Origin of the sequence: Drancourtella massiliensis, from assembly GCF_016900655.1 — a bacterium.
Taxonomy (GTDB): Bacteria; Bacillota; Clostridia; order Lachnospirales; family Lachnospiraceae; genus Sellimonas; species Sellimonas catena.
This window is the reverse complement of the sequence record NZ_JACJKH010000019.1, coordinates 1-20,746: the sequence shown is the minus strand read 5'-3', so window position 1 is coordinate 20,746 and position 20,746 is coordinate 1. Positions and strand designations below refer to the sequence as shown.

At 46.5% G+C, this 20,746-nt stretch carries 19 protein-coding genes; 15 read left to right on the top strand and 4 right to left on the bottom strand.

From position 1 onward, the window contains the following. Positions 1-58 precede the first annotated feature (58 nt). The 15 genes from H6A32_RS10800 (at position 59) to pcp (ending at position 16,227) form a co-directional block, all read left to right on the top strand. On the top strand, positions 59-1,405 hold the full coding sequence (locus H6A32_RS10800) for a glucose-6-phosphate isomerase (protein WP_191426634.1): 1,347 nt from the start codon (positions 59-61) through the stop codon (positions 1,403-1,405). A 437-nt stretch (positions 1,406-1,842) separates the two neighbouring features. Then, positions 1,843-2,505, top strand: a complete 663-nt coding sequence (locus tag H6A32_RS10795; RefSeq protein WP_087166578.1) for a F0F1 ATP synthase subunit A — start codon at positions 1,843-1,845, stop codon at positions 2,503-2,505. Between the two features lie 44 nt (positions 2,506-2,549). Further along, positions 2,550-2,774: an ATP synthase F0 subunit C gene (gene atpE, locus H6A32_RS10790; protein WP_087166579.1), complete on the top strand. Its 225-nt coding sequence runs from the start codon at positions 2,550-2,552 to the stop codon at positions 2,772-2,774. Between the two features lie 21 nt (positions 2,775-2,795). Continuing rightward, positions 2,796-3,296 (top strand): F0F1 ATP synthase subunit B, encoded by a 501-nt coding sequence (atpF, locus tag H6A32_RS10785; protein ID WP_087166580.1) that lies wholly within the window; start codon positions 2,796-2,798, stop codon positions 3,294-3,296. Next, positions 3,280-3,780: an ATP synthase F1 subunit delta gene (atpH, locus tag H6A32_RS10780; protein ID WP_118637147.1), complete on the top strand. Its 501-nt coding sequence runs from the start codon at positions 3,280-3,282 to the stop codon at positions 3,778-3,780. The genes atpF and atpH overlap by 17 nt, the downstream gene beginning before the upstream one ends. A gap of 17 nt (positions 3,781-3,797) precedes the next feature. Beyond that, the gene (atpA, locus tag H6A32_RS10775) at positions 3,798-5,309 is read left to right on the top strand and encodes a F0F1 ATP synthase subunit alpha (protein WP_087166582.1); all 1,512 of its coding nucleotides are present in this window, start codon (positions 3,798-3,800) and stop codon (positions 5,307-5,309) included. Position 5,310: 1 nt separating this feature from the next. Further along, positions 5,311-6,195, top strand: a complete 885-nt coding sequence (atpG, locus tag H6A32_RS10770) for an ATP synthase F1 subunit gamma (protein ID WP_087166583.1) — start codon at positions 5,311-5,313, stop codon at positions 6,193-6,195. 5 nt (positions 6,196-6,200) lie between these two features. Then, entirely contained in the window at positions 6,201-7,601 is a 1,401-nt protein-coding gene (gene atpD, locus H6A32_RS10765; RefSeq protein ID WP_087166584.1) for a F0F1 ATP synthase subunit beta, read from the top strand. 12 nt (positions 7,602-7,613) lie between these two features. After that, entirely contained in the window at positions 7,614-8,033 is a 420-nt protein-coding gene (gene atpC, locus H6A32_RS10760; protein WP_087166585.1) for an ATP synthase F1 subunit epsilon, read from the top strand. 47 nt (positions 8,034-8,080) lie between these two features. Further along, on the top strand, positions 8,081-9,376 hold the full coding sequence (locus tag H6A32_RS10755) for an MATE family efflux transporter (protein ID WP_243424905.1): 1,296 nt from the start codon (positions 8,081-8,083) through the stop codon (positions 9,374-9,376). 222 nt (positions 9,377-9,598) lie between these two features. Further along, positions 9,599-12,856, top strand: a complete 3,258-nt coding sequence (locus H6A32_RS10750) for a M14 family metallopeptidase (protein WP_346342276.1) — start codon at positions 9,599-9,601, stop codon at positions 12,854-12,856. Between the two features lie 30 nt (positions 12,857-12,886). Further along, positions 12,887-13,585, top strand: a complete 699-nt coding sequence (locus H6A32_RS10745; protein ID WP_118637143.1) for a DUF969 domain-containing protein — start codon at positions 12,887-12,889, stop codon at positions 13,583-13,585. An 18-nt stretch (positions 13,586-13,603) separates the two neighbouring features. Then, on the top strand, positions 13,604-14,551 hold the full coding sequence (locus tag H6A32_RS10740; protein ID WP_204864333.1) for a DUF979 domain-containing protein: 948 nt from the start codon (positions 13,604-13,606) through the stop codon (positions 14,549-14,551). A 24-nt stretch (positions 14,552-14,575) separates the two neighbouring features. Further along, a complete protein-coding gene (locus H6A32_RS10735) occupies positions 14,576-15,562 on the top strand; it encodes an aminopeptidase (RefSeq protein WP_191433417.1) in 987 nt (328 codons plus the stop codon). Positions 15,563-15,582: 20 nt separating this feature from the next. Beyond that, on the top strand, positions 15,583-16,227 hold the full coding sequence (gene pcp, locus H6A32_RS10730; protein WP_087166590.1) for a pyroglutamyl-peptidase I: 645 nt from the start codon (positions 15,583-15,585) through the stop codon (positions 16,225-16,227). Between the two features lie 193 nt (positions 16,228-16,420). Here pcp and dltD read toward each other — a convergent pair whose 3' ends face one another. The 4 genes from dltD to dltA are packed head-to-tail and all read right to left on the bottom strand — an operon-like array spanning position 16,421 to position 20,534. After that, positions 16,421-17,596 carry a D-alanyl-lipoteichoic acid biosynthesis protein DltD gene (gene dltD, locus H6A32_RS10725; protein WP_087166591.1) on the bottom strand — a complete coding sequence of 392 codons (1,176 nt, stop codon included), beginning with the start codon at positions 17,594-17,596 and terminating at the stop codon, positions 16,421-16,423. Then, complete coding sequence (gene dltC, locus H6A32_RS10720; protein WP_204864332.1) at positions 17,593-17,829, bottom strand: D-alanine--poly(phosphoribitol) ligase subunit DltC; 237 nt, start codon at positions 17,827-17,829, stop codon at positions 17,593-17,595. The genes dltD and dltC overlap by 4 nt, the downstream gene beginning before the upstream one ends. Before the next feature lie 18 nt (positions 17,830-17,847). Continuing rightward, positions 17,848-19,008 (bottom strand): D-alanyl-lipoteichoic acid biosynthesis protein DltB, encoded by a 1,161-nt coding sequence (dltB, locus tag H6A32_RS10715; protein WP_204864331.1) that lies wholly within the window; start codon positions 19,006-19,008, stop codon positions 17,848-17,850. After that, on the bottom strand, positions 19,005-20,534 hold the full coding sequence (dltA, locus tag H6A32_RS10710; protein ID WP_243424904.1) for a D-alanine--poly(phosphoribitol) ligase subunit DltA: 1,530 nt from the start codon (positions 20,532-20,534) through the stop codon (positions 19,005-19,007). The genes dltB and dltA overlap by 4 nt, the downstream gene beginning before the upstream one ends. Between the last annotated feature and the right edge of the window lie 212 nt (positions 20,535-20,746).

Below are 20,746 nucleotides of genomic sequence, written 5' to 3'. Positions count from 1 at the left end.
CTAAAATATACCTAGTAATTTATACCTATATATAATGATAGAAAGGATGGGTAAAGTGATGGCAAAGGTAACATTTGACTATTCAAAAGCAGATCTGTTTATCAAGGAACATGAAATGGAGTCTATGAAAGACATTGCACTGGCGGCGAAGGACAAGCTGCTTGCGCGCACAGGAGCAGGAAATGACTTCCTTGGATGGATCGACCTTCCGGTAGATTATGATAAAGAAGAGTTTGACAGAATTTTGAAAGCGGCTGAGAAGATCAAAGGAGATTCCGATGTGCTTCTTGTAATCGGAATCGGCGGTTCCTATCTGGGAGCAAGAGCTGCGATCGAATTTTTAAGACATAGTTTCTATAATAATATTTCCAAAGAGGCACGTAAGACGCCTGAGATTTACTTTGTAGGAAACAGCATCAGCAGCACCTATCTTCATGATCTGATTGAAGTGATCGGAGACAGAGATTTTTCTGTAAATATTATTTCTAAATCCGGTACGACTACTGAACCGGCGATCGCGTTCCGCATTTTCAAAGAGATGCTGGAAAAGAAATACGGAAAAGAGGAAGCAGCAAAGCGTATCTACGCTACGACAGACAAGGCAAGAGGAGCACTGAAAAATCTTGCTACAGAAGAAGGATATGAGTCCTTTGTAGTTCCGGATGATGTGGGAGGACGTTTCTCTGTTCTGACAGCGGTAGGACTTCTGCCGATCGCAGCAAGCGGAGCTGACATTACAAAGCTTATGGAAGGAGCTGCATCCGGAAGAAAGGCAGCACTGGAGCTTCCATTTGAGGAAAACGATGCACTTCAGTATGCAGCAGTTAGAAATATTCTTCACGCAAAAGGAAAAGCAGTGGAAGTACTTGCAAACTATGAGCCAAGTCTCCACTATGTATCCGAGTGGTGGAAACAGCTCTATGGAGAAAGCGAAGGAAAAGACCAGAAAGGTATCTTCCCGGCGTCTGTGGATCTGACAACAGATCTTCACTCCATGGGACAGTTCATCCAGGACGGAAGCCGCATCATGTACGAGACTGTACTGAATGTAGAGAAATCCAGAGAAGAAGTGATCATCGGAGAAGAACCGGTTGATCTTGACGGCCTGAACTACCTTGCAGGAAAGACCGTTGACTTTGTAAACAAGAGCGCAATGAACGGAACAGTACTTGCTCACACAGACGGTAATGTACCGAACCTGATGGTAAATATTCCGGAGCAGAATGAATTCTACCTTGGAGAGCTGTTCTACTTCTTTGAATTTGCCTGCGGCGTCAGCGGATATATTCTTGGCGTAAATCCATTTAATCAGCCGGGCGTAGAGGCATACAAGAAAAATATGTTTGCCCTTCTCGGAAAACCGGGATACGAAAAAGAACGCGAAGAACTGATGAAAAGATTATAAGAAATAAAGACAGCCAGAACGGAGATGGAGTAAAAGCCTTCCGTTCTGGCTTTTCTTATTGGATTTTTCGTAACAGCTGTACCATTGGAATATTCATGTCAGGGACTCTGGCGATTTGTAAAATATATCACTCCTTATGCTTATGCATATGGTGCCAACGTCATTCCGGCTGGGGAATTGGAACCGGAACTGGTTTTTCTGGCATGATCTACGCTTTGATTGGACTTTTGCGGCATATTGGAGATATATGAGAAAAGATATCTGCTAAATAGCAGTAAAAATTAACAAAAACCATAGTAAAAATATACAAAAAACTAACTTTTTATTATGGATTATTGTTGGATCGGATATTGACTTTTCAAATATGGAGGAGTAAAGTAAGCACGATATGAAAAAGAAAAGGAGGGAGCAAAACGGGTAGTTTATCAGAGAAATTAATGGAAGAACTGAACTGTAAAATTATGTTCACGATACCGGTCGGAGATGGGCTTCCGATCTATGAATCCGTCGTTGTGACATGGATTGTTATGGCGGTTCTTGTATTACTTTCTATTATTTTAGTGCGGAACTTAAAAGTGGAAAATCCGGGGAAAAAGCAGCTTGCTCTTGAGGCCGGATATTTATTTTTCCGCAATTTCTTTTATAATCTGCTGGGAGAGCACGGAGCACGCTATATTCCTTACATGATTACGATTGTCCTTTATATCGGACTTGCCAATATCATGGGGGTATTCGGGTTCGTCCCGCCGACAAAGGATATGGGCGTGACGATTGCGCTGGCGCTTATGAGTATCATCCTGATCGAATATTCCGGGATTCACCAGAAAGGGACAAAGGGGTGGCTGAAAAGTTTTGCTGAGCCGATTCCCATTATGCTTCCAATCAATATACTGGAGATTGGTATCCGGCCGCTTTCGCTTTGTATGCGGCTTTTCGGAAATGTATTAGGATCTTATGTGGTCATGAAGCTGGTCGAGATTATCTGTCCGATTTTGCTTCCGGTACCATTTAATCTGTATTTTGATTTTTTTGACGGATTCATTCAGGCATATGTATTTGTATTTTTAACATCCCTGTTTATCAGCGAAGCAGTTGAATAGGCAGACAGGGAACTGAGAAGAGAGAACAAGGAGGAAACAAAACGATGTCATCTTTAATTGCAATTGGAGCAGCAGTAGCAGTGTTTACAGGTATTGGTGCAGGTATCGGTATCGGCCTTGCAACAGGAAAGGCAGCTGAGTCTATCGCAAGACAGCCGGAGGCAGAGAGCAAAATCAGAAGTACACTTCTTTTAGGATGTGCGCTTGCCGAGGCAACAGCGATCTACGGTTTCGTAATCGGTCTGTTAATCATCATCTTATTAGGATAAGAGAAAGGCAGGTAGAGGCAGATGCTGACATTAAGTCCGGTTACAATCATCGGTACAATCATAAATCTGCTTGTTCTGTATTTCCTGCTGCAGCATTTCTTATTTAAGCCGATTCAGAAGATCATGGATCAAAGAGACGAGCTGATCCGCGGACAGTTAAAGGATGCGCAGGATCAGAAGGAGTCTGCCGGAAAGCTGAAAGCGCAGTATGAAGAAGCGCTTGCTTCAGCGAAAGAGGAATCCGGGCAGATCGTAGAAAGGGCCAAAACAGAGGCGGCGCTTCAGGCTGACGCAATCGTGAAGAATGCAAATGAAGAAGCGGGCCAGATTGTGGATAAGGCGAGAAAGACAATGGAAGTGGAAAGAGAGCAGGCTATGCGGGAGATGAAGTCCCAGATAGCCGATATTGCTTTGACAGCCGCTTCTAAAATTATGGGCGAGAAAAACAGCAGTGAAAGAGATTTGGCACTTTATGACCAGTTTTTAGAAGAAGCAGGTGATTCTGATGACACAGACAGCTAAAAATTATGCACAGGCATTATACGAACTTCATGTGGATGCAGAATCTGTAAAAACGGCAGAGACGATTTTAAAGGAAGTCCCTGAGGTGGGAGAAAGCCTTACAAATCCGACGATTGCTTTTCATGTAAAAGAGAAAATCATTGACCGTATTTTCCCGGAAGGGATCAGAAATTTTATCAAGGTCGTATGCAGAAATCAGAAATCGGGACTGCTTCTGGAAATGTTCGAGGCGTACCGGGAAATTGAAAGAAAAGCAAACGAGGGCCTTGAGGCCGTCTTGTTTTATGTGACGGCTCCGACAGTGGAGCAGCAGGAAAAGATGAAAACATTCCTGCGCCGGAAATTTCATGTAAAGGAAGTTGCGCTTTCTTTAAAAGAAGAGAAAAGCCTGATCGGAGGATTCATCCTTCAGGCAGGCGGACGGGAGTTCGACTGGAGTTTCAGAGGAAGATTCCGGGCGCTTTCCCGTGCTTTACAACATTAAAAGCGGAGGTGAAGTAATTGAGCACAATCAATTCAGACGAAATAATCTCCATATTGAAAGAAGAAATTCAGAATTATGATGAAATCAGCAAAGATAAGGAAGTCGGACAGGTAGTCAGTGTCGGAGACGGGATTGCCACGATTTACGGGATTGACCATGCGGCTTACGGTGAGATCGTTACATTTGAAAACGGACTGAAAGGGATGGTACAGGATATCCGCCAGAACAGCATCGGCTGTATTCTTTTCGGAGATGACCGTGAGATCGGTGAAGGAACGAAAGTATTCCGTACCGGGAAAAATGCAGGTGTTCCGGCCGGAGAAGGCTATATCGGACGTGTTGTCAACGCGCTGGGCGCGCCGATCGACGGCAAAGGGGACATTGAGGCCGGTGAATACAGACCGATCGAATATCCGGCACCGTCAATTGTTGACAGGAAATCGGTTACCGTACCGCTTGAGACAGGAATCCTTTCAATCGATTCCATGTTCCCGATCGGCCGGGGACAGCGTGAGCTGATCATCGGAGACCGTCAGACCGGAAAAACATCGATTGCGACAGACACGATTCTGAACCAGAAGGGAAAAGATGTGATCTGTATCTATGTCGCGATCGGACAGAAAGCGTCTACGATCGCAAAGCTGGTTTCCACTTTTGAGAAATATGGAGCCATGGACTATACAATGGTGGTTGCAGCGACAGCCAGTGACTGTGCGCCGCTCCAGTATATTGCGCCATATGCGGGCACAGCTCTTGCAGAATATTTTATGTATAAAGGGAAGGATGTGCTGATCGTATACGATGATCTGTCCAAGCACGCGGTAGCTTACCGTGCACTGTCACTCCTTCTGGAGAGACCGCCTGGACGTGAGGCATATCCGGGTGATGTCTTCTATTTACATTCCAGACTTCTGGAACGTTCCAGTCGTCTGAGCGATGAGGCTGGAGGCGGATCTATCACAGCGCTTCCAATCGTAGAGACACAGGCCGGAGATGTATCGGCATATATTCCGACCAATATCATTTCCATCACGGATGGACAGATTTTCCTGGAGAGCGACCTGTTCTTCTCCGGTATGCGTCCGGCTGTCAATGTCGGTCTTTCTGTATCCCGTGTTGGTGGTGCGGCACAGACGAAGGCAATGAAGAAGGCTGCCGGAAGTGTCCGTATTGATCTGGCACAGTACAGAGAGATGCAGGTATTCACCCAGTTCTCTTCTGATCTGGATGAATCTACAAAGGCACAGCTTGAATACGGGGCATGTCTGATGGAACTTTTAAAACAGCCGCTTTGCAGTCCGCTGTCCATGCAGGATCAGGTAATCACACTGTGCGCGGCTACGCATAAGAAGCTGATCGGAATTCCGCTGAAGGATTTGAAGAATTATCAGAAAGAGCTTCTTGAGTATATTGACAATGTCTATCCGGAAATCGGCCGCGAGCTTGCCGAAAAGAAGGTACTGACAGAGGAACTTGAAGAAAAGATTGTAAAAGCAGCAGAAGAATTCAGAGACAAGAGCAGGTGTTAGTATGGCAAATGCAAAAGAAATACAGGCACGTATGAAAAGTATCCAGGATACGATGAAGATCACGAATGCGATGTATATGATTTCTTCTTCCAAGATGAAGCGTGCAAAGCAGGTGCTTGCGGATACGGAGCCGTACTTTTATAATCTGCAGAACGCGGTTTCCAGAATTCTCCGCCACATGCCGGATGTGGAGCATGTGTTTTTTGATACGAGACCGGAGATACCGGCTGACGAGAGAAAGATCGGCTGCATTGTCGTGACGGCAGATAAGGGTCTTGCCGGCGCTTATAACCACAATGTCATCAAGATGACAGAAGAGATGGTTCAGGAAGAAGGTCATCACAAGCTGTATGTGCTCGGTATTGTGGGACAGCAGTATTTCCGCAAGAAAAATGTGGATATGGATGAGCAGTTCCATTACACGGTTCAGAAGCCGACCATGCACAGGGCAAGGGTGATCGCCAGAGAAGTCGTGGAAAAGTTTCTGGAGAGAGAGCTCGATGAAGTCGATATTATTTATACGGAGATGGAAAATGCAGTCAGCATGGAGACAAAGCGGGTACAGCTTCTCCCGCTGAAAAAGGCGGCATTCATGCCGAAACTTCCGGTCGATGTACAGCAGGAGATTATCCACATGGTGCCGTCCACCAAAGATGTTCTGGATCAGGTCGTACCGAACTACATTACAGGAAATATATACGGCTGTCTGGTTGAATCTTATGCCAGTGAGAATAATGCCAGAATGACTGCGATGCAGTCTTCCACGGACAATGCAAAGGAGATGCTCCGGGAGTTGTCCATTCAGTATAACCGTGCAAGGCAGGCCGCAATTACTCAGGAAATCACAGAGGTAATCGGCGGTGCGAGGGCACAAAAAAGGAAGTGATAACGATGAATAAAGGAAAGATTGTACAGGTCATGGGACCTGTTGTAGATGTTATTTTTGAAAATGGTGAGCTTCCAGCTATCAAAGATGCACTTGCCGTAGAGAACAATGGAAAGAAAAGTGTGATGGAGGTATCACAGCATATCGGAAATGATACAGTCCGCTGTATCATGCTTTCCGCAAGTGAAGGCCTCTGCCGTGACATGGAAGTGACCGCGACCGGTGCAGGGATCAAGGTTCCGGTCGGCGACAAGACACTTGGACGTCTCTTCAACGTTCTTGGCGATACGATTGACGGAGGTGAATCCCTGGAAGACGAGGAACACTGGGAAATCCACAGAAATCCTCCGACATTTGAAGAACAGAGTCCGGTTGTCGAGATTCTTGAGACCGGAATCAAAGTCATTGATCTTCTTGCACCTTATGCAAAGGGAGGAAAGATCGGTCTGTTCGGAGGAGCCGGTGTCGGAAAAACCGTGCTGATTCAGGAACTGATTCAGAATATCGCTACAGAGCACGGCGGATATTCCATATTTACCGGTGTCGGAGAACGTTCCCGTGAGGGAAATGATCTCTGGACAGAAATGAGAGAATCCGGTGTTTTAAATAAGACAGCCCTTGTGTTCGGACAGATGAACGAGCCGCCTGGATCCCGTATGCGTGTGGCGGAGACAGGTCTTACAATGGCAGAGTATTTCCGTGACAGAGAGCATCAGAACGTGCTTCTGTTTATTGATAATATTTTCCGTTTTGTGCAGGCCGGTTCTGAAGTATCCGCGCTGCTTGGCCGTATGCCGTCAGCCGTAGGATATCAGCCGACCCTTGCAAACGAAATGGGTGCACTTCAGGAGCGGATCGCTTCCACAAAGAACGGTTCTGTTACATCCGTACAGGCGGTTTACGTGCCGGCGGACGACCTGACAGACCCGGCTCCGGCGACGACATTCGCCCATCTGGATGCCCAGACTGTTCTTTCCAGAAAGATTGTAGAGCAGGGAATTTATCCGGCGGTAGATCCGCTGGAATCCAGCTCCCGTATTCTGGAGGCAGATGTAGTCGGAGAGGAACATTACGAAGTGGCAAGAAAAGTTCAGGAGATCCTTCAGAAATACAAAGAACTTCAGGACATTATTGCCATCCTCGGTATGGAAGAACTCTCAGAAGAAGATAAAAAGACCGTTTTCCGCGCAAGAAAGATCCAGAGATTCCTTTCTCAGCCATTCCATGTAGCGGAAAACTTTACCGGTATTCCGGGTAAATACGTTCCGTTAAAAGAGACAATCCGCGGATTTAAGATGATTGTCAACGGCGAGATGGATGATTATCCGGAAAACGCGTTTTTCAATGTAGGTACGATCGATGATGTGATCGAGAAGGCAAAAAAGGAAGCATCCTCAGAAGAGTAAAGGAGTGGGCATATGGGCCAGCATAATACATTCGGACTGGAAATCTATGCAAGCAACCGTCAGTTTTATGTCGGAAGAGGTCAGAGCATTACCTTTCCGGTGGAAGACGGAGAAATGCAGGTATTGCCGCACCATGAGGACATGATCGCGGCAATTGTGCCGGGAGAGATGGTATTTGTAGACCCGGAGGGCAATAAGACAACTGTTGCAGTGAGCGCCGGATTTATTGAAGTGTTCAACAACCGTGTCAAGGTATTCGCCCTGACCGTAGAGCGCCCGGAGGAGATCGATATCCGCCGTGCCGAAGAGGCGAAAGAACGGGCAGAAGAGCAGCTCCGCCAGAAGAAAAGCCTGGAAGAATATAACGCCAACCAGATGGCGCTTGCAAGGGCCATGTCCAGACTTCGGGTTACATCCAGAAAGAAAATATAAGAAAGAAAAAAAAGCATTTATTTACAAACAGACAGCTGGCGGCGCTTTTGATTCCGCTTGCGCTGGATCAGCTGCTGAATTCGTTTATGGGAACTGTTGATACGCTTATTGTCAGCAACATCGGATCCGCGGCCATATCAGCGGTATCCCTTGTGGACGCGATCAACATACTGATTGTGGAAGCCTTTTTTGCCCTTGCGGCCGGAGGTACCGTGATCTGTTCGCAGTATCTTGGGAGCAAAGACGTGGAAAAGGCAAATGAGGCGGCAGGCCAGCTTGTGTTCGTCACCTTCTTCCTTTCGCTGATTATGGCTGTAGTCTGCATTATTTTTCATGAACCGGTTCTTCAGCTGATTTTCGGGGAAGTCGAAAAAGAGGTTATGGATAACGCCAAAATCTATTTCCTGTTTTCGGCGGTGGCGTTCCCGTTTATTGCTCTTTATGATGACGGTGCGTCCATTCTGAGGGCGCAGGAAAACAGCCGGATTCCGATGCAGATATCTGTCCTTGCCAATGTTTTAAATGTTGTTTTAAATCTGCTGTTCGTCTGGGGCTTTCACCTGGGAGTAGGGGGTTCCGCCTGCGCAACGATGCTTGCAAGAGCGTTTGCCATGATTGCCGTTCTTTATGAGCTGCGGAAGCCGGTCTGGGAGATTCACCTGAAACGGTACTTTTCGATTCGGCCGGACTGGGGACAGATTAAAAGAATTCTGAAGATCGGCATACCCTCCGGGATTGAAAACAGCATGTTCCAGTTCGGAAAGCTTGCCATCCAGTCCACCGTCTCCATGATGGGAACAGCCGCGATTGCGGCGCAGGGAATGACCAACACGATTGAAAATCTGAACGGGATTATGGCAATCGGAGTCGGGATCGGACTGATGACTGTGGTAGGAGAGTGCATGGGAGCCGGACGCAAGGATGAGGCGGTTTATTATGTGAAAAAACTTTCCGTGATAGGAGAAGTTGTTGTCGTAATCTCCTGCCTGCTTTTATTTGCGCTTGTGCATCCGATTACTTATTTCGGCGGGATGGAGCCTGCCAGTGCATCGATGTGTATTTTTATGGTGACCTGCATTACGATTGTCAAACCGGTGGTATGGACGCTGGCGTTTATCCCTGCATACGGGTTCCGGGCGGCGGGAGACGTCCGTTTTTCCATGGTGGTCTCCATTCTTTCCATGTGGGTTTTCAGGGTATCCCTTGTCATGGTTCTGGCAAGAGTCTTTGGAATGGGACCGATTGCGGTATGGATTGGAATGTTTACGGACTGGACGGTGCGGGCCATCGTCTTTACCGTACGTCTGAGAAGCCGAAAATGGCTGGAACACAGGGTGATCTGATGGAATTACAACAGTAATATAAAGTAGAGTGAAAAGTGAGTATTTTTGGTAATACTCACTTTTTTTCTGTAAAAAAATAAACAAATTTTATGAAAAATTACATAGAAAATGCTGGAAATTTTAAAAATATTTGTGTGAATATTGACTTTCACATTTTACTGTGATAAATTCTTAATATAATTTTTATAATTTGAATTTCAAAGGATTTGGGAGGTGACATCTGTGGAGAAACTAGAGATACGAAATCAAATGACAACTGAAGAGAGAAAGCTTGCTTTGGAAGCGGCCCTTCTGTTAGGATTTCAGACAGAAGCGGCAGCTTTTCCGGTTGCGGGAGTGAAAGGAGAAATTCCGGCTCCGAAAACGGAAGAGGAACTGCAGGCATTGTATCAGCTGTCAGAGCCGGAAGTCCCGGATGGCTATAAAACGGCAGAAGGGCATCCGGAACCAATGTTTGACCTGGATTTCCGAAAGGAAAAAGGACTGGAAACAATATTTGGAAAAGGACCGTTTCTGAAGGATGAAGATTATGATTTTCTTCCGGACAGACTCGATGTGAAAATTAAGCTGCCTGAAGACGCGGATGCATCCATGATGATTGCAGCCTGCAACATTGCTTTCCGTCTCGGTATGGAGACAACGGGGTATGAAGGCGGCATCACGGCAGAAGAAGGTTACGGCGGAAATGCCATCATTCTGGAAGAAGCAGACCAGGCGGAAATGACGATGGAAGAGTCCGATGGGGTTATGAAGGTTTACCTCAGAGGAAGAGGGAAAGAGCTGGAGGAGCTTTCTTCGTTGATTTGTGAGAATTTTCCGGGAACAGGCGGATGGAAAACATTCCGTGATGTTCTGATGGATATGTGCGATGACGCGGTTCTGCGGAATGGGGATGGACAGATCGCGGCGCTTCAGATGCTGAAGCAGAAAGAGAGCGGCAGCTGCACGGTATACGGTTCGCCGGAACTTCGTGAAGATCAGAAGGCACTGTTTACAGATGTTACTTTTGAAAATTATAAAGCAGGAAAGAAAGCATATGAAAAGGTCTATGAGCTTCCGTGGGAAGTAGAGACGTTTGAGGAAATACTGGAAAAAGAGGTTTATCCGTTGATTAAAAACGGAGACAGTATCCGGATAGAGGGTGCGGTCAGTGAAGATCAGACTGTCCGCAGCCGGATGAGAACACGGATGGAAGAAAAAGCAAAAAGCCTTGGAGCAGCGGAAGTCCGGACAGAGCTGATCTGTGCATACAAGCAGGGATTTTCCTGGATCGATGAGATCGTAATTCCTGCAGTAAAGGAAAAGAAACCGGACAAAATCGAGATTTATTTCAAGCCGTTTCTGCCGGAAGGGGAAACAGAATGGCTGGATGAAAACGGGGCGACACCATCCTACCACAATCTTCAGGCGGACAACCCGGACAAATGGTATGATCTGCCGATCCGGTATCTGCAGGAGCTGTATCCGATTGAAGATGTACTTGTAAGAGAACTGGGAGTGGAAAGAGATGCGGTTGTATTTCTTCCATATGAAGGCGCGGAAGATCTTACCTACCTTTGCAAAGTATATCAGGATGAGACGCTCTGCTATGAAAATACATATAAAGCACAGTGTTCGGAACGCCCGTATCTGGATGAATATCCGCAGATGGGCAAGGTACATCCGGCAACCGGATATATCCGCGTGTGGATCAATGAGCAGGAGATGCTTTTCAGGAAGATCCGGACTGATCTGGAGGAAGTATGGGATACGTTCCAGGCAAAAGTCCTTCCGGAGTGTAAGCAGTATATTGAGGAAAAGACCGGCGGAACAGTCACAGCGGAGCAGCAGCCGTTTTTCCAGGAGCTTCTTCTGGATGTGACAGTCAGCGAACCGGATTACCGTGTAGGATGCAGAGAAGACCTGATTTCGTCGCTGGATGCTCTGCATGAGGATATGTATTTTACCGGAAGCGATTATTTTAAGAACTACGGAGTTCAGAATATCGGTGTCATGCTGGACGCGCCGGGACTGATTCTTCCATCTATTCATCAGAAAGAAGGAAGACCGGTATTCAAGGTAACCGTATTTGAAAAAGCGAAAGAAAAGCCGTGTATTGAAAAAGACGGCAAGGCAGTTGTAAGCCAGAGGATGCGTGAGGAAGTTTCCTTCAAAGTAACCGGACTTTCCGCAAAAGACGGAAAACTTTGTGTGGACATCCGGACGGCAGGTGTTTCGGATGAATTCCTGAAAGCCTACGCAGATCTTATGGAGAAGGGTGTGCTGGAAATTACCGAAGGCTGGTATAATATTTCAGCTGTCCGTTTCCTTACAGAAAGCGGCAGCGTGATTGAGGCGGCAGTTCCGGCACAGGAGCCGCCGGTCAAGGATAAATGTATTATGGACATCGATCTCCATGAGAAAGAGCTGATCGGATATGAACAGTGTATGGCGATCATAGAAGAACTGAAACATGTTCCTGGAATCGAGGTATTCAGAACCGCAAGGTCCTACACAGGAAGAGAGCTCTATGCGATCTGGCTGAAACCGGAGCGGGAAGGATATCTTTCCATGACGAAACGTCTGACAAAGTGTCCGTCTGAAATTATCAACGCAAGGCACCATGCAAATGAGGTATCCAGCACGAACGCATCGTTCATTCTGTTAAAGAAGCTGCTGACCGATGAGACATACAGGGATCTTCCGGAGAAGCTGAATCTGATCCTTGTCCCGATGGAAAATGTAGACGGAGCGGCAATTCATTATGAGCTTCAGAAAGAGCATCCGTACTGGAAGTTCCATGTGGCAAGATTCAACGCCCTTGGTAAGGAATTCTTCCACGAACACTTCCATCAGGATACGATACATTCCGAAGCGATGGGACTGAGCAGACTGTATGAACGGTACGCGCCGGATATGATGGTGGACAATCACGGAGTGCCAAGCCATGAATGGGAGCAGCAGTTCTCGGGATATACATCCCCTTCCTACAAAGGATTCTGGCTTCCAAGATCACTTCTTTACGGATATTTCTGGTATGTGACGGATGAGGCGTACAAAGATAACTATCCGGTCAACAAGAAAATGGAAGATGTGATTGCGGACAAGATCGCAGAGGACGAGGAGATGACGGCACTCAACAAAGAGTGGAGCGCTCAGTTTGAGAAATATGCGCATGCATGGATGCCGAAGCTTTTCCCGGCCAACTACTATAAAAATATGATTAACTACTGGATTCCATATGCGGCAGATCCGGCACATAAATATCCGTCGATCCGCTTCCCGTGGATTACAACCGTATCATATACAAGTGAAGTAGCTGATGAGACTGCGCAGGGTGAATATCTGAATCTGTGCGCAAGAGCTCATGTGGCACATGATGAGGTGACGATTCAGATGCTGATGGAAGCAGAACTTCTTCATGAATGCAGCATGAGATGTGAAGACGGCAGTATATCTGCACGATATCGGAGACGTCGGCCGATGATCGTATACAAGTAAAAGACTCAAAAGAAAGAAGGAGGAAAATCTATGGAGTATATTAAACTGATTGGTGTCCTGATTGTAGTGCTCGGATTTGCGCTGAAACTGGATTCCATCCTTATTATCTTTTTAGCGGCAGTGACGACCGCTCTTGCAGGAGGTCTTGGAATTGACGGACTTCTTGAAACACTTGGAACAAACTTTGTAGCGAACCGAAGCATGGCAATTTTTATTATGATCCTGCTTGTAACAGGTGTACTGGAGGCGAACGGTCTGCGTGAAGCGGCTGCGGATCTGATGAGAAAAGTAAAAAGCGCTACGGCCGGAAGGCTCGTATGCGCGTATGGTATCCTCAGAGGATTCTTTGGTGCGTTTAACGTAGGATTCGGCGGTGTTGCCGGATTTATCCGTCCGGTACTTCTTCCGATGACAGAAGGTGCCATCGAGAGCCACGGACATGAGCCGAATGAGGAACATATGGAAGATATCAAAGGAATGGCATCCGGTATGGAAAATATTACATGGTTCTTCTTCCAGGTACTCTTCGTTGGAGGTTCCGGCGGTATCCTTGTACAGACGACGCTGGCATCTCTTGGATATGAAGTGGAACTTGTAGAACTGGCAATCGCGGAACTTCCGGTTGCGATCATCGCGCTTGTTGTGGCAAGTATCTACTACATTATGAAAGATAAGAAGCTGATGAAGAAATATTACGGATCTTCCGATGTGAAGAAGACGAAGAAGTAACAGAAGGGGGAACGATATATGGATCTTAAATTTATACAGATAGGTGCCGGCCCTGCCAATGTTCTTGGCGAAGCGGTGTGGATCATCATTGGTCTGATTACAATTTTTGCAGGTATCAAAAATCTGCTCGACAAAGAAAATCCGTCCAGAATCGGTACTGCGGTATTCTGGTGTTCATTTGGTATTGTTTGTGCATTCGGAACATGGCTTCCGGCGAAGGTATCCGGAGCGCTTGTTATCGTAATGTGTATGCCGCCGATTTTCAAACGTGTAAAAGTCGGAAAGACAAATGCTCCGACAAAAGAATACACAAGAGGACAGTACCAGAAGATCGGTATGAAGATCTTCATCCCTGCCCTTACAGTAGCGGTATGTTCTCTCTTATTCGCGCTGTTTACAAATATCAGCTCCATGGTAGGTGTTACAGTTGGTGTTATCATCTCCATGATTATCCTGAGAATTTACTCTCCGGACAACAAACCGAAAGTATTCCTGGAAGGATCTGAACGCTTCCTGTCCATGATGGGACCTCTGTGTATGCTTCCTCAGCTCCTTGGAGCTCTTGGCGGTATCTTCACAGCGGCAGGAGTCGGCGAAGTAATCGCCGGTATTGTAGAAAATGTAGTACCAAAAGGAAATGTCAACCTTGGTATCATCATTTTCGCAATCGGAATGGTGCTCTTCACCATGATCATGGGAAATGCTTTCGCGGCTATCACGGTTATTACCGTTGGTATCGGCGGACCATTCGTACTTGCGTACGGTGCGGATCCGGTTATCATCGGAATGCTTGCTCTGACATGCGGTTACTGTGGTACACTCTGCACACCAATGGCTGCGAACTTCAACATCGTTCCGGTGGCTATTCTGAATATGAAAGACCGCTGGGGTGTTATTAAGAATCAGGTTGTTGTGGCAGCAATCATGCTTGTAGTACAGATCTGCTACATGATTATGTTTAAATAGGTAATATAAGGACGGCACAGGGGGATGCGTGACATTGAGCGGGGAGCCCGTATTATTATTGAAAACTGGGTAAGAATAAAACCCTGGGACAAACTTTTGATTGTGACAAGCAAAGAGTACAGGGCAGAAGCGCAGGAACTCAGAAAGCAGGCAGTCAAAAGGGCCAGATCGGTGAATACACTTCTGGTAGAGAATAAAGGACGGTATGTAGGGGTGTTTTTTGACGAAAATGAAGAAGTCTTTGATCCTTACACTGCGATCATCGCGGCAACGGAATATTCGCTTGTGACAACCAAAGCTGCGAAGCGCGCAATCAGCCGTCATAAGAAATTTTTGTCCCTGCCCCTTTCGACAAACAATGGAAAATCCATGCTGGAATTTGATTTCCTCATGATGGATACAAAGAAAAGCCGGCTGATGGCGGAGGTTATTATGAAATACCTCCGTCATTCGTCACGGATTCACGTAACCACTCCTGCGGGTACCGACCTGCAGATGGGGAAAAAGGGCAGAAATCCGGGGTTTTTCAACGGTGTGGTCAAAGACGGCAAAGGATATTCCTCGGCCAGCATCGAAGTTTATGTGCCCATTGAGGAGACAAAGACAGAAGGCATCATGATGCTGGACGGTTCGCTCGGGTACATCGGAAAGGCAGAGGAAGTTACAAGAATTGAATTCCGGGAAGGGCGCATTGTAAAAATCGAAGAGACACCGACCGGAATCCGTCTGAAAAACTATATGGAAGCTTACAAGGACAGCAGGATCTATATTGGCGGTGAATTCGGCATCGGCCTGAATTCGTACTCCCGGTGTGTGGGAGACTGCTATATCGAGGACGAGTCAGCCTATGGAACATTCCATATCGGACTTGGCCGGAATCTTGCCCTTGGAGGTGTACAGAATGCCAAAGGGCATTTTGACCTTGTATGCCTGGAACCGGATATCTATGCGGACAACAGGCAGCTGATGCAGGAAGGCAAGATTATCTTGCCGGAACCAAATGTATATTAAGGTATAAGGAGGTCAGTACAATGAAAGTATTAGTGACAGGATTCGATCCATTTGGGGGAGAAAAAGTAAATCCGGCATATGAGGCAGTGAAACTGCTTCCGGATACAATCGCAGGAGCTGAAATTATCAAAATTGAAATTCCGACCGTATTCACAAGAAGTGCAGAGGTTGTAGAAGAGGCAATTAAAAAATACGAGCCGGACATGGTACTGGATGTCGGACAGGCAGGCGGACGCTCCTGTATGACAGTAGAAAGGGTTGCGATCAACCTGAAAGAAGCAAGGATCCCGGATAACGACGGAGAACAGCCATTTGACGAACCAATCCGCGAAGACGGCGAGACCGCATACTTTTCCACACTTCCGGTAAAAGCAATGGTGGAAAATATGAGAGCCCATGGAATTCCGGCACACATTTCCTATACAGCAGGAACCTATGTATGCAATTGCATTATGTACAATGTGCTTTATCTTGCAGCGAAAAAATATCCTGGAATCCGCGCCGGATTTGTACATGTACCATTTGAAAGCGGACAGGTTGTGGACAAGGCAAACGGCACACCGTTTATGTCCCTGGAAATGATAGCAAAAGCCCTGGAATACGGCATCGAAGCCGCAGTGACAAACAAAGAAGATGTGCAGAAAGCAATGGGCGAAACACACTAAATAAAAAAAGATTTCATTGGGGACGTGTTCCGGTGCACAGGAACACGTCCCTTATAAATTGGTAAAAAATTAATATTAGAACATATTGTAGACAAATTTTGGTGCGGTGGACAGATTGGCGTACATGAGATACAGGTAGAGTATCATGAGCATTGCATAAAATACAGCCGTCCACCCTGCGAATGCGGCAAATTTATTTTTCTTCAGTTTTCTGATAAAATCTGTAAATGCTTTCATTGATCATCACCCATCCTTTCTTACCTATATGGACTCCGTCTTCGAAGAAGTATTTTGTGTATTCCTGATCGGAGAAATCTGCTATGGAGGCATTGTACTCGGCGGCCACGGAGCGGATTTTCTGGTAGTAGTCTTCCCTTGCTTCTTTTGGGAAGCCGGTATAATCGTACCAGTATCCGTTAACTGGCATCATGACGAGCAGAGGGCGGATTCCAAGATCCTGACAGACATCAAGAAAACATCTGAGATCGTCATATTCCGGCGAGGTGCTGTAACTTCCATTCAGACTCTGGTTTTTCTTTTTTTTCATGAATGGACGGACTTTCCATTTGTAGGAACTGTCGTCCATATAAAACGGATTTCCCTGATTCTGTGCCTCTCCATCTTTAATGGACTGTTTTAACAGGGAAGCAAAATCCGGATCCTGATCCGTTTTTTCTTTGGACGATGCTTTTGGAACATTGTCTTTTACCATCTGCATGACAGCGGTCTGCAGTTCTTTTTCTTTCAGGAACCTCGTGTAGATCCGGTAGTTGACACGGTCGGACATGGAAGCGTCCTGAGTGTAGAGTACACGGTTATAAAGGTCTGCACGTTCCCGGGCAGCAGGATCGACCCGAAGCAGTTCATGGGAGCGTTTGATCATATAGTCCTTGACATTTTTGCGCAGATGGTTGTTTTTGAGCATTGCGATGTAATGGGACTCTGAAAAACGGGAGGTGAAAGCCTCCGGCTGTACACCTGCCTTCCGGAACCACTGCGGAGAAAGGAAAAGAACCGCTTCCTTTGTCTTTGCATGTTCTCCCAGCGATGCCAGTGTGATGGCATGGCTGAGAGACTGGTAATAGCCGGCACCGATCAGCATCATATGAAATTTTGTGTCTTTGAAAATCTTTCCCGGATGATAAGGTGTTTTCACGCCGTACTGAAACTCGGAAGAGCCGAATGTCAGAACTGTATTTTCATCCAGGTTTTTTAAAATAGCTTCCCTGGCCGGAAATTTTCCGTCTCCGGACCAGGAGGCGAATGCATTTCCGTCGGCATATACCCTGCGCTCTGCCAGAAAATGCAGCCCGGCTGCTGAAGTCAGTGTAAGGGCAGCGGCAAGGAAAAATGCCAGTAACCGTTTCATGATGCACTCCTTGTTTCCAGATAGGTAAGGATCCGGTTTGGTGTGTTAAAGGTACTGCGGTCTACCTCGGACGGGGCGATCAGGATACCGAGTTCGTCCTCAATATCTGCAAGCAGTTCTGCAAATCCAAGCGAATCCATCAGATCGGTTTCAAACAGATCAATGTCCGGGTTGCTTTTTACAATATCATTTTCACAGATTCTTTCCAAAATTTCAAACAGTGTTTCTTTCATAGTATATTCCCTCCAAAATTATGATAATCCGAGCAGCCATACAAACTTGCCCGAAAAGATATAAAAACCAAAAATTACGAGCTGAAGTGTGATCAGCCACGACAGGAAACGGTACCACCGTTTCTGACGGTGATTTTTGTAAAAGGTTGATTTTTTCTTGTACCATTCCGTAGCGGCCAGTAGAACGCCATGATAAAGTCCGTACAGGATATAGGATGGCGTCACGCCGTGCCACAGACCCATGACAAGCATGTTGACAAGAAAACCTGCACAGGCTGCATTGAGCCTGTTTTTAAAACGCTTTTTCCGGATCGACTGAATCATAAACCGGGAGAAGAGAAAATCCCGGAACCAGTGGGACAGTGTAATATGCCAGCGGTCCCAGAACTCCTGAATGTCAATACTTTGAAACGGCCGCCGGAAATTGTCCGGAGTCCGGATGCCAAGAAGATAGCTGGTGCCGACTGCCATCAGACTGTACCCGGCAAAGTCGAAAAACAGGTAAAATCCATAGCAGTACGCATAGAAAATCACATAGTACCATGTGCGGGCACCGTCAACCATTCCCATGCCTTTAAAGAACACAGAGGCAAGAATCAGCTTGTAAATCAGTCCAAGCAGAATTTTAAATATGCCTTCTCCGGCAAGCGCCAGGTACTCTCTGCGGGGCCGGATACTGTTCAGGTCCTCCAGAAACCGCCGGCTCCGGTCGATAGGACCTGAACTAAGAGACGGAAAGAACAGCACGAAGGCTGTAAAATCAAAGACAGACATTTCGGTAATCAATCCGTCATAGGTCTCGATAATGATCTGGGCACACCGGAATGTCAGATAGGAAATTCCAAGGAACGCAAAGATGGATTCTCCCCACAGTCCGGCCAGTTTACTGAGAATCAACGGCAGAATACTCAAAAACAGTGCCAGCCTGTACACCCGGACATTCCGGTCTCTGGAAACACGCAAGGCCATGTACCCTTTTACAACAGTCAGTTCGATTATAAAAAACAGAATCAGGTAAGCTGCCTGCTCCGGTTTTGAAAAAAAGGCCAGAGCGGTAAATAAAATAGTTGCGGCAGTAGAGTACCATTTCAGCGGCTGCTCCAGAATACCGAGCAGTAATGACGGAAGAAGAATGAGAATAAGGACACAGAAAAACTGATAATTGTCAAAAAAACTCATGAAAGCATCCCTCCCAGAGCTTTCCGGTCAGCTTTTCCGTTGGCCGTCATCGGGAGCTGGTCAAGGAAGACCACTTTTTTGGGAATCATGTAATCCGGAAGATATTCTTTCAAATCCTGCCTGATGCGCAGTGATTCTGCAAACTCATCTTCCGGGACATCTTCCTTGACAAGGAAAGCGGTAATACTTTTTGCTTTTCCATCCCGCATATTCGCGACAGCGGCAGCGTTTTTAATACCGGGAAGCTTCAAAAGATTGCTTTCGATATCTCCGAGTTCAATCCGGTATCCATGCAGTTTGATCTGAAGATCAATGCGTCCGCAGTAGTAAAGCATGCCATCCTTTATATAACCCTCATCTCCTGTCCGGTATCCGCGGACTGTATTTCCGCTTTTGGAGACAGTGAAAAAGACAGGTTCTGAGAGGTCCGGCCGCCGGAAATATCCCGGACTGACCGTGTTTCCGAGAATAACAATCTCGCCCCTTTCTCCATCGGTCAGACGCGCCCCTTCCGGGGAATGGATTTCAATCCATGTTCCCGGTTTTGGACGCCCGACAGGAAGCGGAATTTCCGTTTCTGTAAGTTCCGGTGTGACCTGAACTTCCGTCACTGCTACCGTGGATTCTGTCGGCCCATATGTATTCATGATGACAGCATCCGGAAACCGTCCGGCCAGCTTTTGTGCGGTCCGGTTTGTCAGCGTTTCTCCGCAGAATAAAAACAGGCTGATCTGCGGAAGCAGTGAACTGTCAAAATTCGGATCCCGAAGGCACATATCTGCGAAAGACGGCGTAGAAACCCACACGGAGGCCCGGGATGCGGCCAGTGCCGGAAGAAGGAGACGAAAATCGGACTGCTGCGATTTTGTAAGAGGATACAATGTTCCGCCGCAGGCCAGGCACGTGTACAGATCCATGACTGAAAGATCAAAAGAAAACGGTGCCTGGTTTAAAAAGATGTGTCCTTCTTTATCTTTTTTTGAGGTACCAAGGCCGACAGACCACTCCAGATAATGATTCAGACAGTCAGAAGTGATCTGAACGCCTTTCGGGCTTCCGGTACTTCCGGAAGTGAAAATCATATAAAAAAGATCTTCGCCGGAAACCGGGGACAATTGTAATTGCTCCTCCGGATATTCTTCCTGCATCAGATGTTGAATTTCTTCTTTCCTGATAAAGGAAACGGTACTGGAACTGTCCTCCGGATCTTCGCAGGCCAGTACAAAAGGCGGCTGAATGCTTTCGATGATCTGCATGGTACGGGACCATGGTACAGAAACATCGACCGGACAGTATCCTCTTCCTGATTTTACACATGCAAGAAAGCAGATGAGCATCAGCGGGCTTTTATGTCCGTAGACAGGAATTGGAGTCCTGTCATCTTTACAGAGCCTTTGAAGAGCCGCGGCAAGAAGATCAGAATATTTCCAGAGATCTCCGTAGCTTAAACGTTCTTCACCGGATATCATTGCAGTGCGGTCCGGAAAACGGACGGCTGTCTGATTGATTTCGTATAAAATGTTCATAACTTTTCCCTCCTGTAGTGCTTTACCAGTATCATAAAGAACCGCTCTGAAAAGTCAATATGATTTCGCGAACAGTAAGAAAACATTCAACAAATCTTAATAATCCTCATTTATTTTTTCGCTTTCTGACGGGAATGCCGGAATTAAGCGGATAATCTGGATTTTCCTAGAAAAAACGCGGGTTTCCGACATTTCGATTGAATTGAATTAGA

Excerpts from the sequence above, each read along its gene's own strand:
- H6A32_RS10800 (WP_191426634.1), top strand. The coding sequence starts at position 59 with ATGGCAAAGGTAACATTTGACTATTCAAAAGCAGATCTGTTTATCAAG.
- H6A32_RS10795 (WP_087166578.1), top strand. The coding sequence starts at position 1,843 with ATGGAAGAACTGAACTGTAAAATTATGTTCACGATACCGGTCGGAGAT.
- atpE (WP_087166579.1), top strand. The coding sequence starts at position 2,550 with ATGTCATCTTTAATTGCAATTGGAGCAGCAGTAGCAGTGTTTACAGGT.
- atpF (WP_087166580.1), top strand. The coding sequence starts at position 2,796 with ATGCTGACATTAAGTCCGGTTACAATCATCGGTACAATCATAAATCTG.
- atpH (WP_118637147.1), top strand. The coding sequence starts at position 3,280 with ATGACACAGACAGCTAAAAATTATGCACAGGCATTATACGAACTTCAT.
- atpG (WP_087166583.1), top strand. The coding sequence starts at position 5,311 with ATGGCAAATGCAAAAGAAATACAGGCACGTATGAAAAGTATCCAGGAT.
- atpD (WP_087166584.1), top strand. The coding sequence starts at position 6,201 with ATGAATAAAGGAAAGATTGTACAGGTCATGGGACCTGTTGTAGATGTT.
- atpC (WP_087166585.1), top strand. The coding sequence starts at position 7,614 with ATGGGCCAGCATAATACATTCGGACTGGAAATCTATGCAAGCAACCGT.
- H6A32_RS10745 (WP_118637143.1), top strand. The coding sequence starts at position 12,887 with ATGGAGTATATTAAACTGATTGGTGTCCTGATTGTAGTGCTCGGATTT.
- H6A32_RS10740 (WP_204864333.1), top strand. The coding sequence starts at position 13,604 with ATGGATCTTAAATTTATACAGATAGGTGCCGGCCCTGCCAATGTTCTT.
- H6A32_RS10735 (WP_191433417.1), top strand. The coding sequence starts at position 14,576 with ATGCGTGACATTGAGCGGGGAGCCCGTATTATTATTGAAAACTGGGTA.
- pcp (WP_087166590.1), top strand. The coding sequence starts at position 15,583 with ATGAAAGTATTAGTGACAGGATTCGATCCATTTGGGGGAGAAAAAGTA.
- dltD (WP_087166591.1), bottom strand. The coding sequence starts at position 17,596 with ATGAAACGGTTACTGGCATTTTTCCTTGCCGCTGCCCTTACACTGACT.
- dltC (WP_204864332.1), bottom strand. The coding sequence starts at position 17,829 with ATGAAAGAAACACTGTTTGAAATTTTGGAAAGAATCTGTGAAAATGAT.
- dltB (WP_204864331.1), bottom strand. The coding sequence starts at position 19,008 with ATGAGTTTTTTTGACAATTATCAGTTTTTCTGTGTCCTTATTCTCATT.
- dltA (WP_243424904.1), bottom strand. The coding sequence starts at position 20,534 with ATGAACATTTTATACGAAATCAATCAGACAGCCGTCCGTTTTCCGGAC.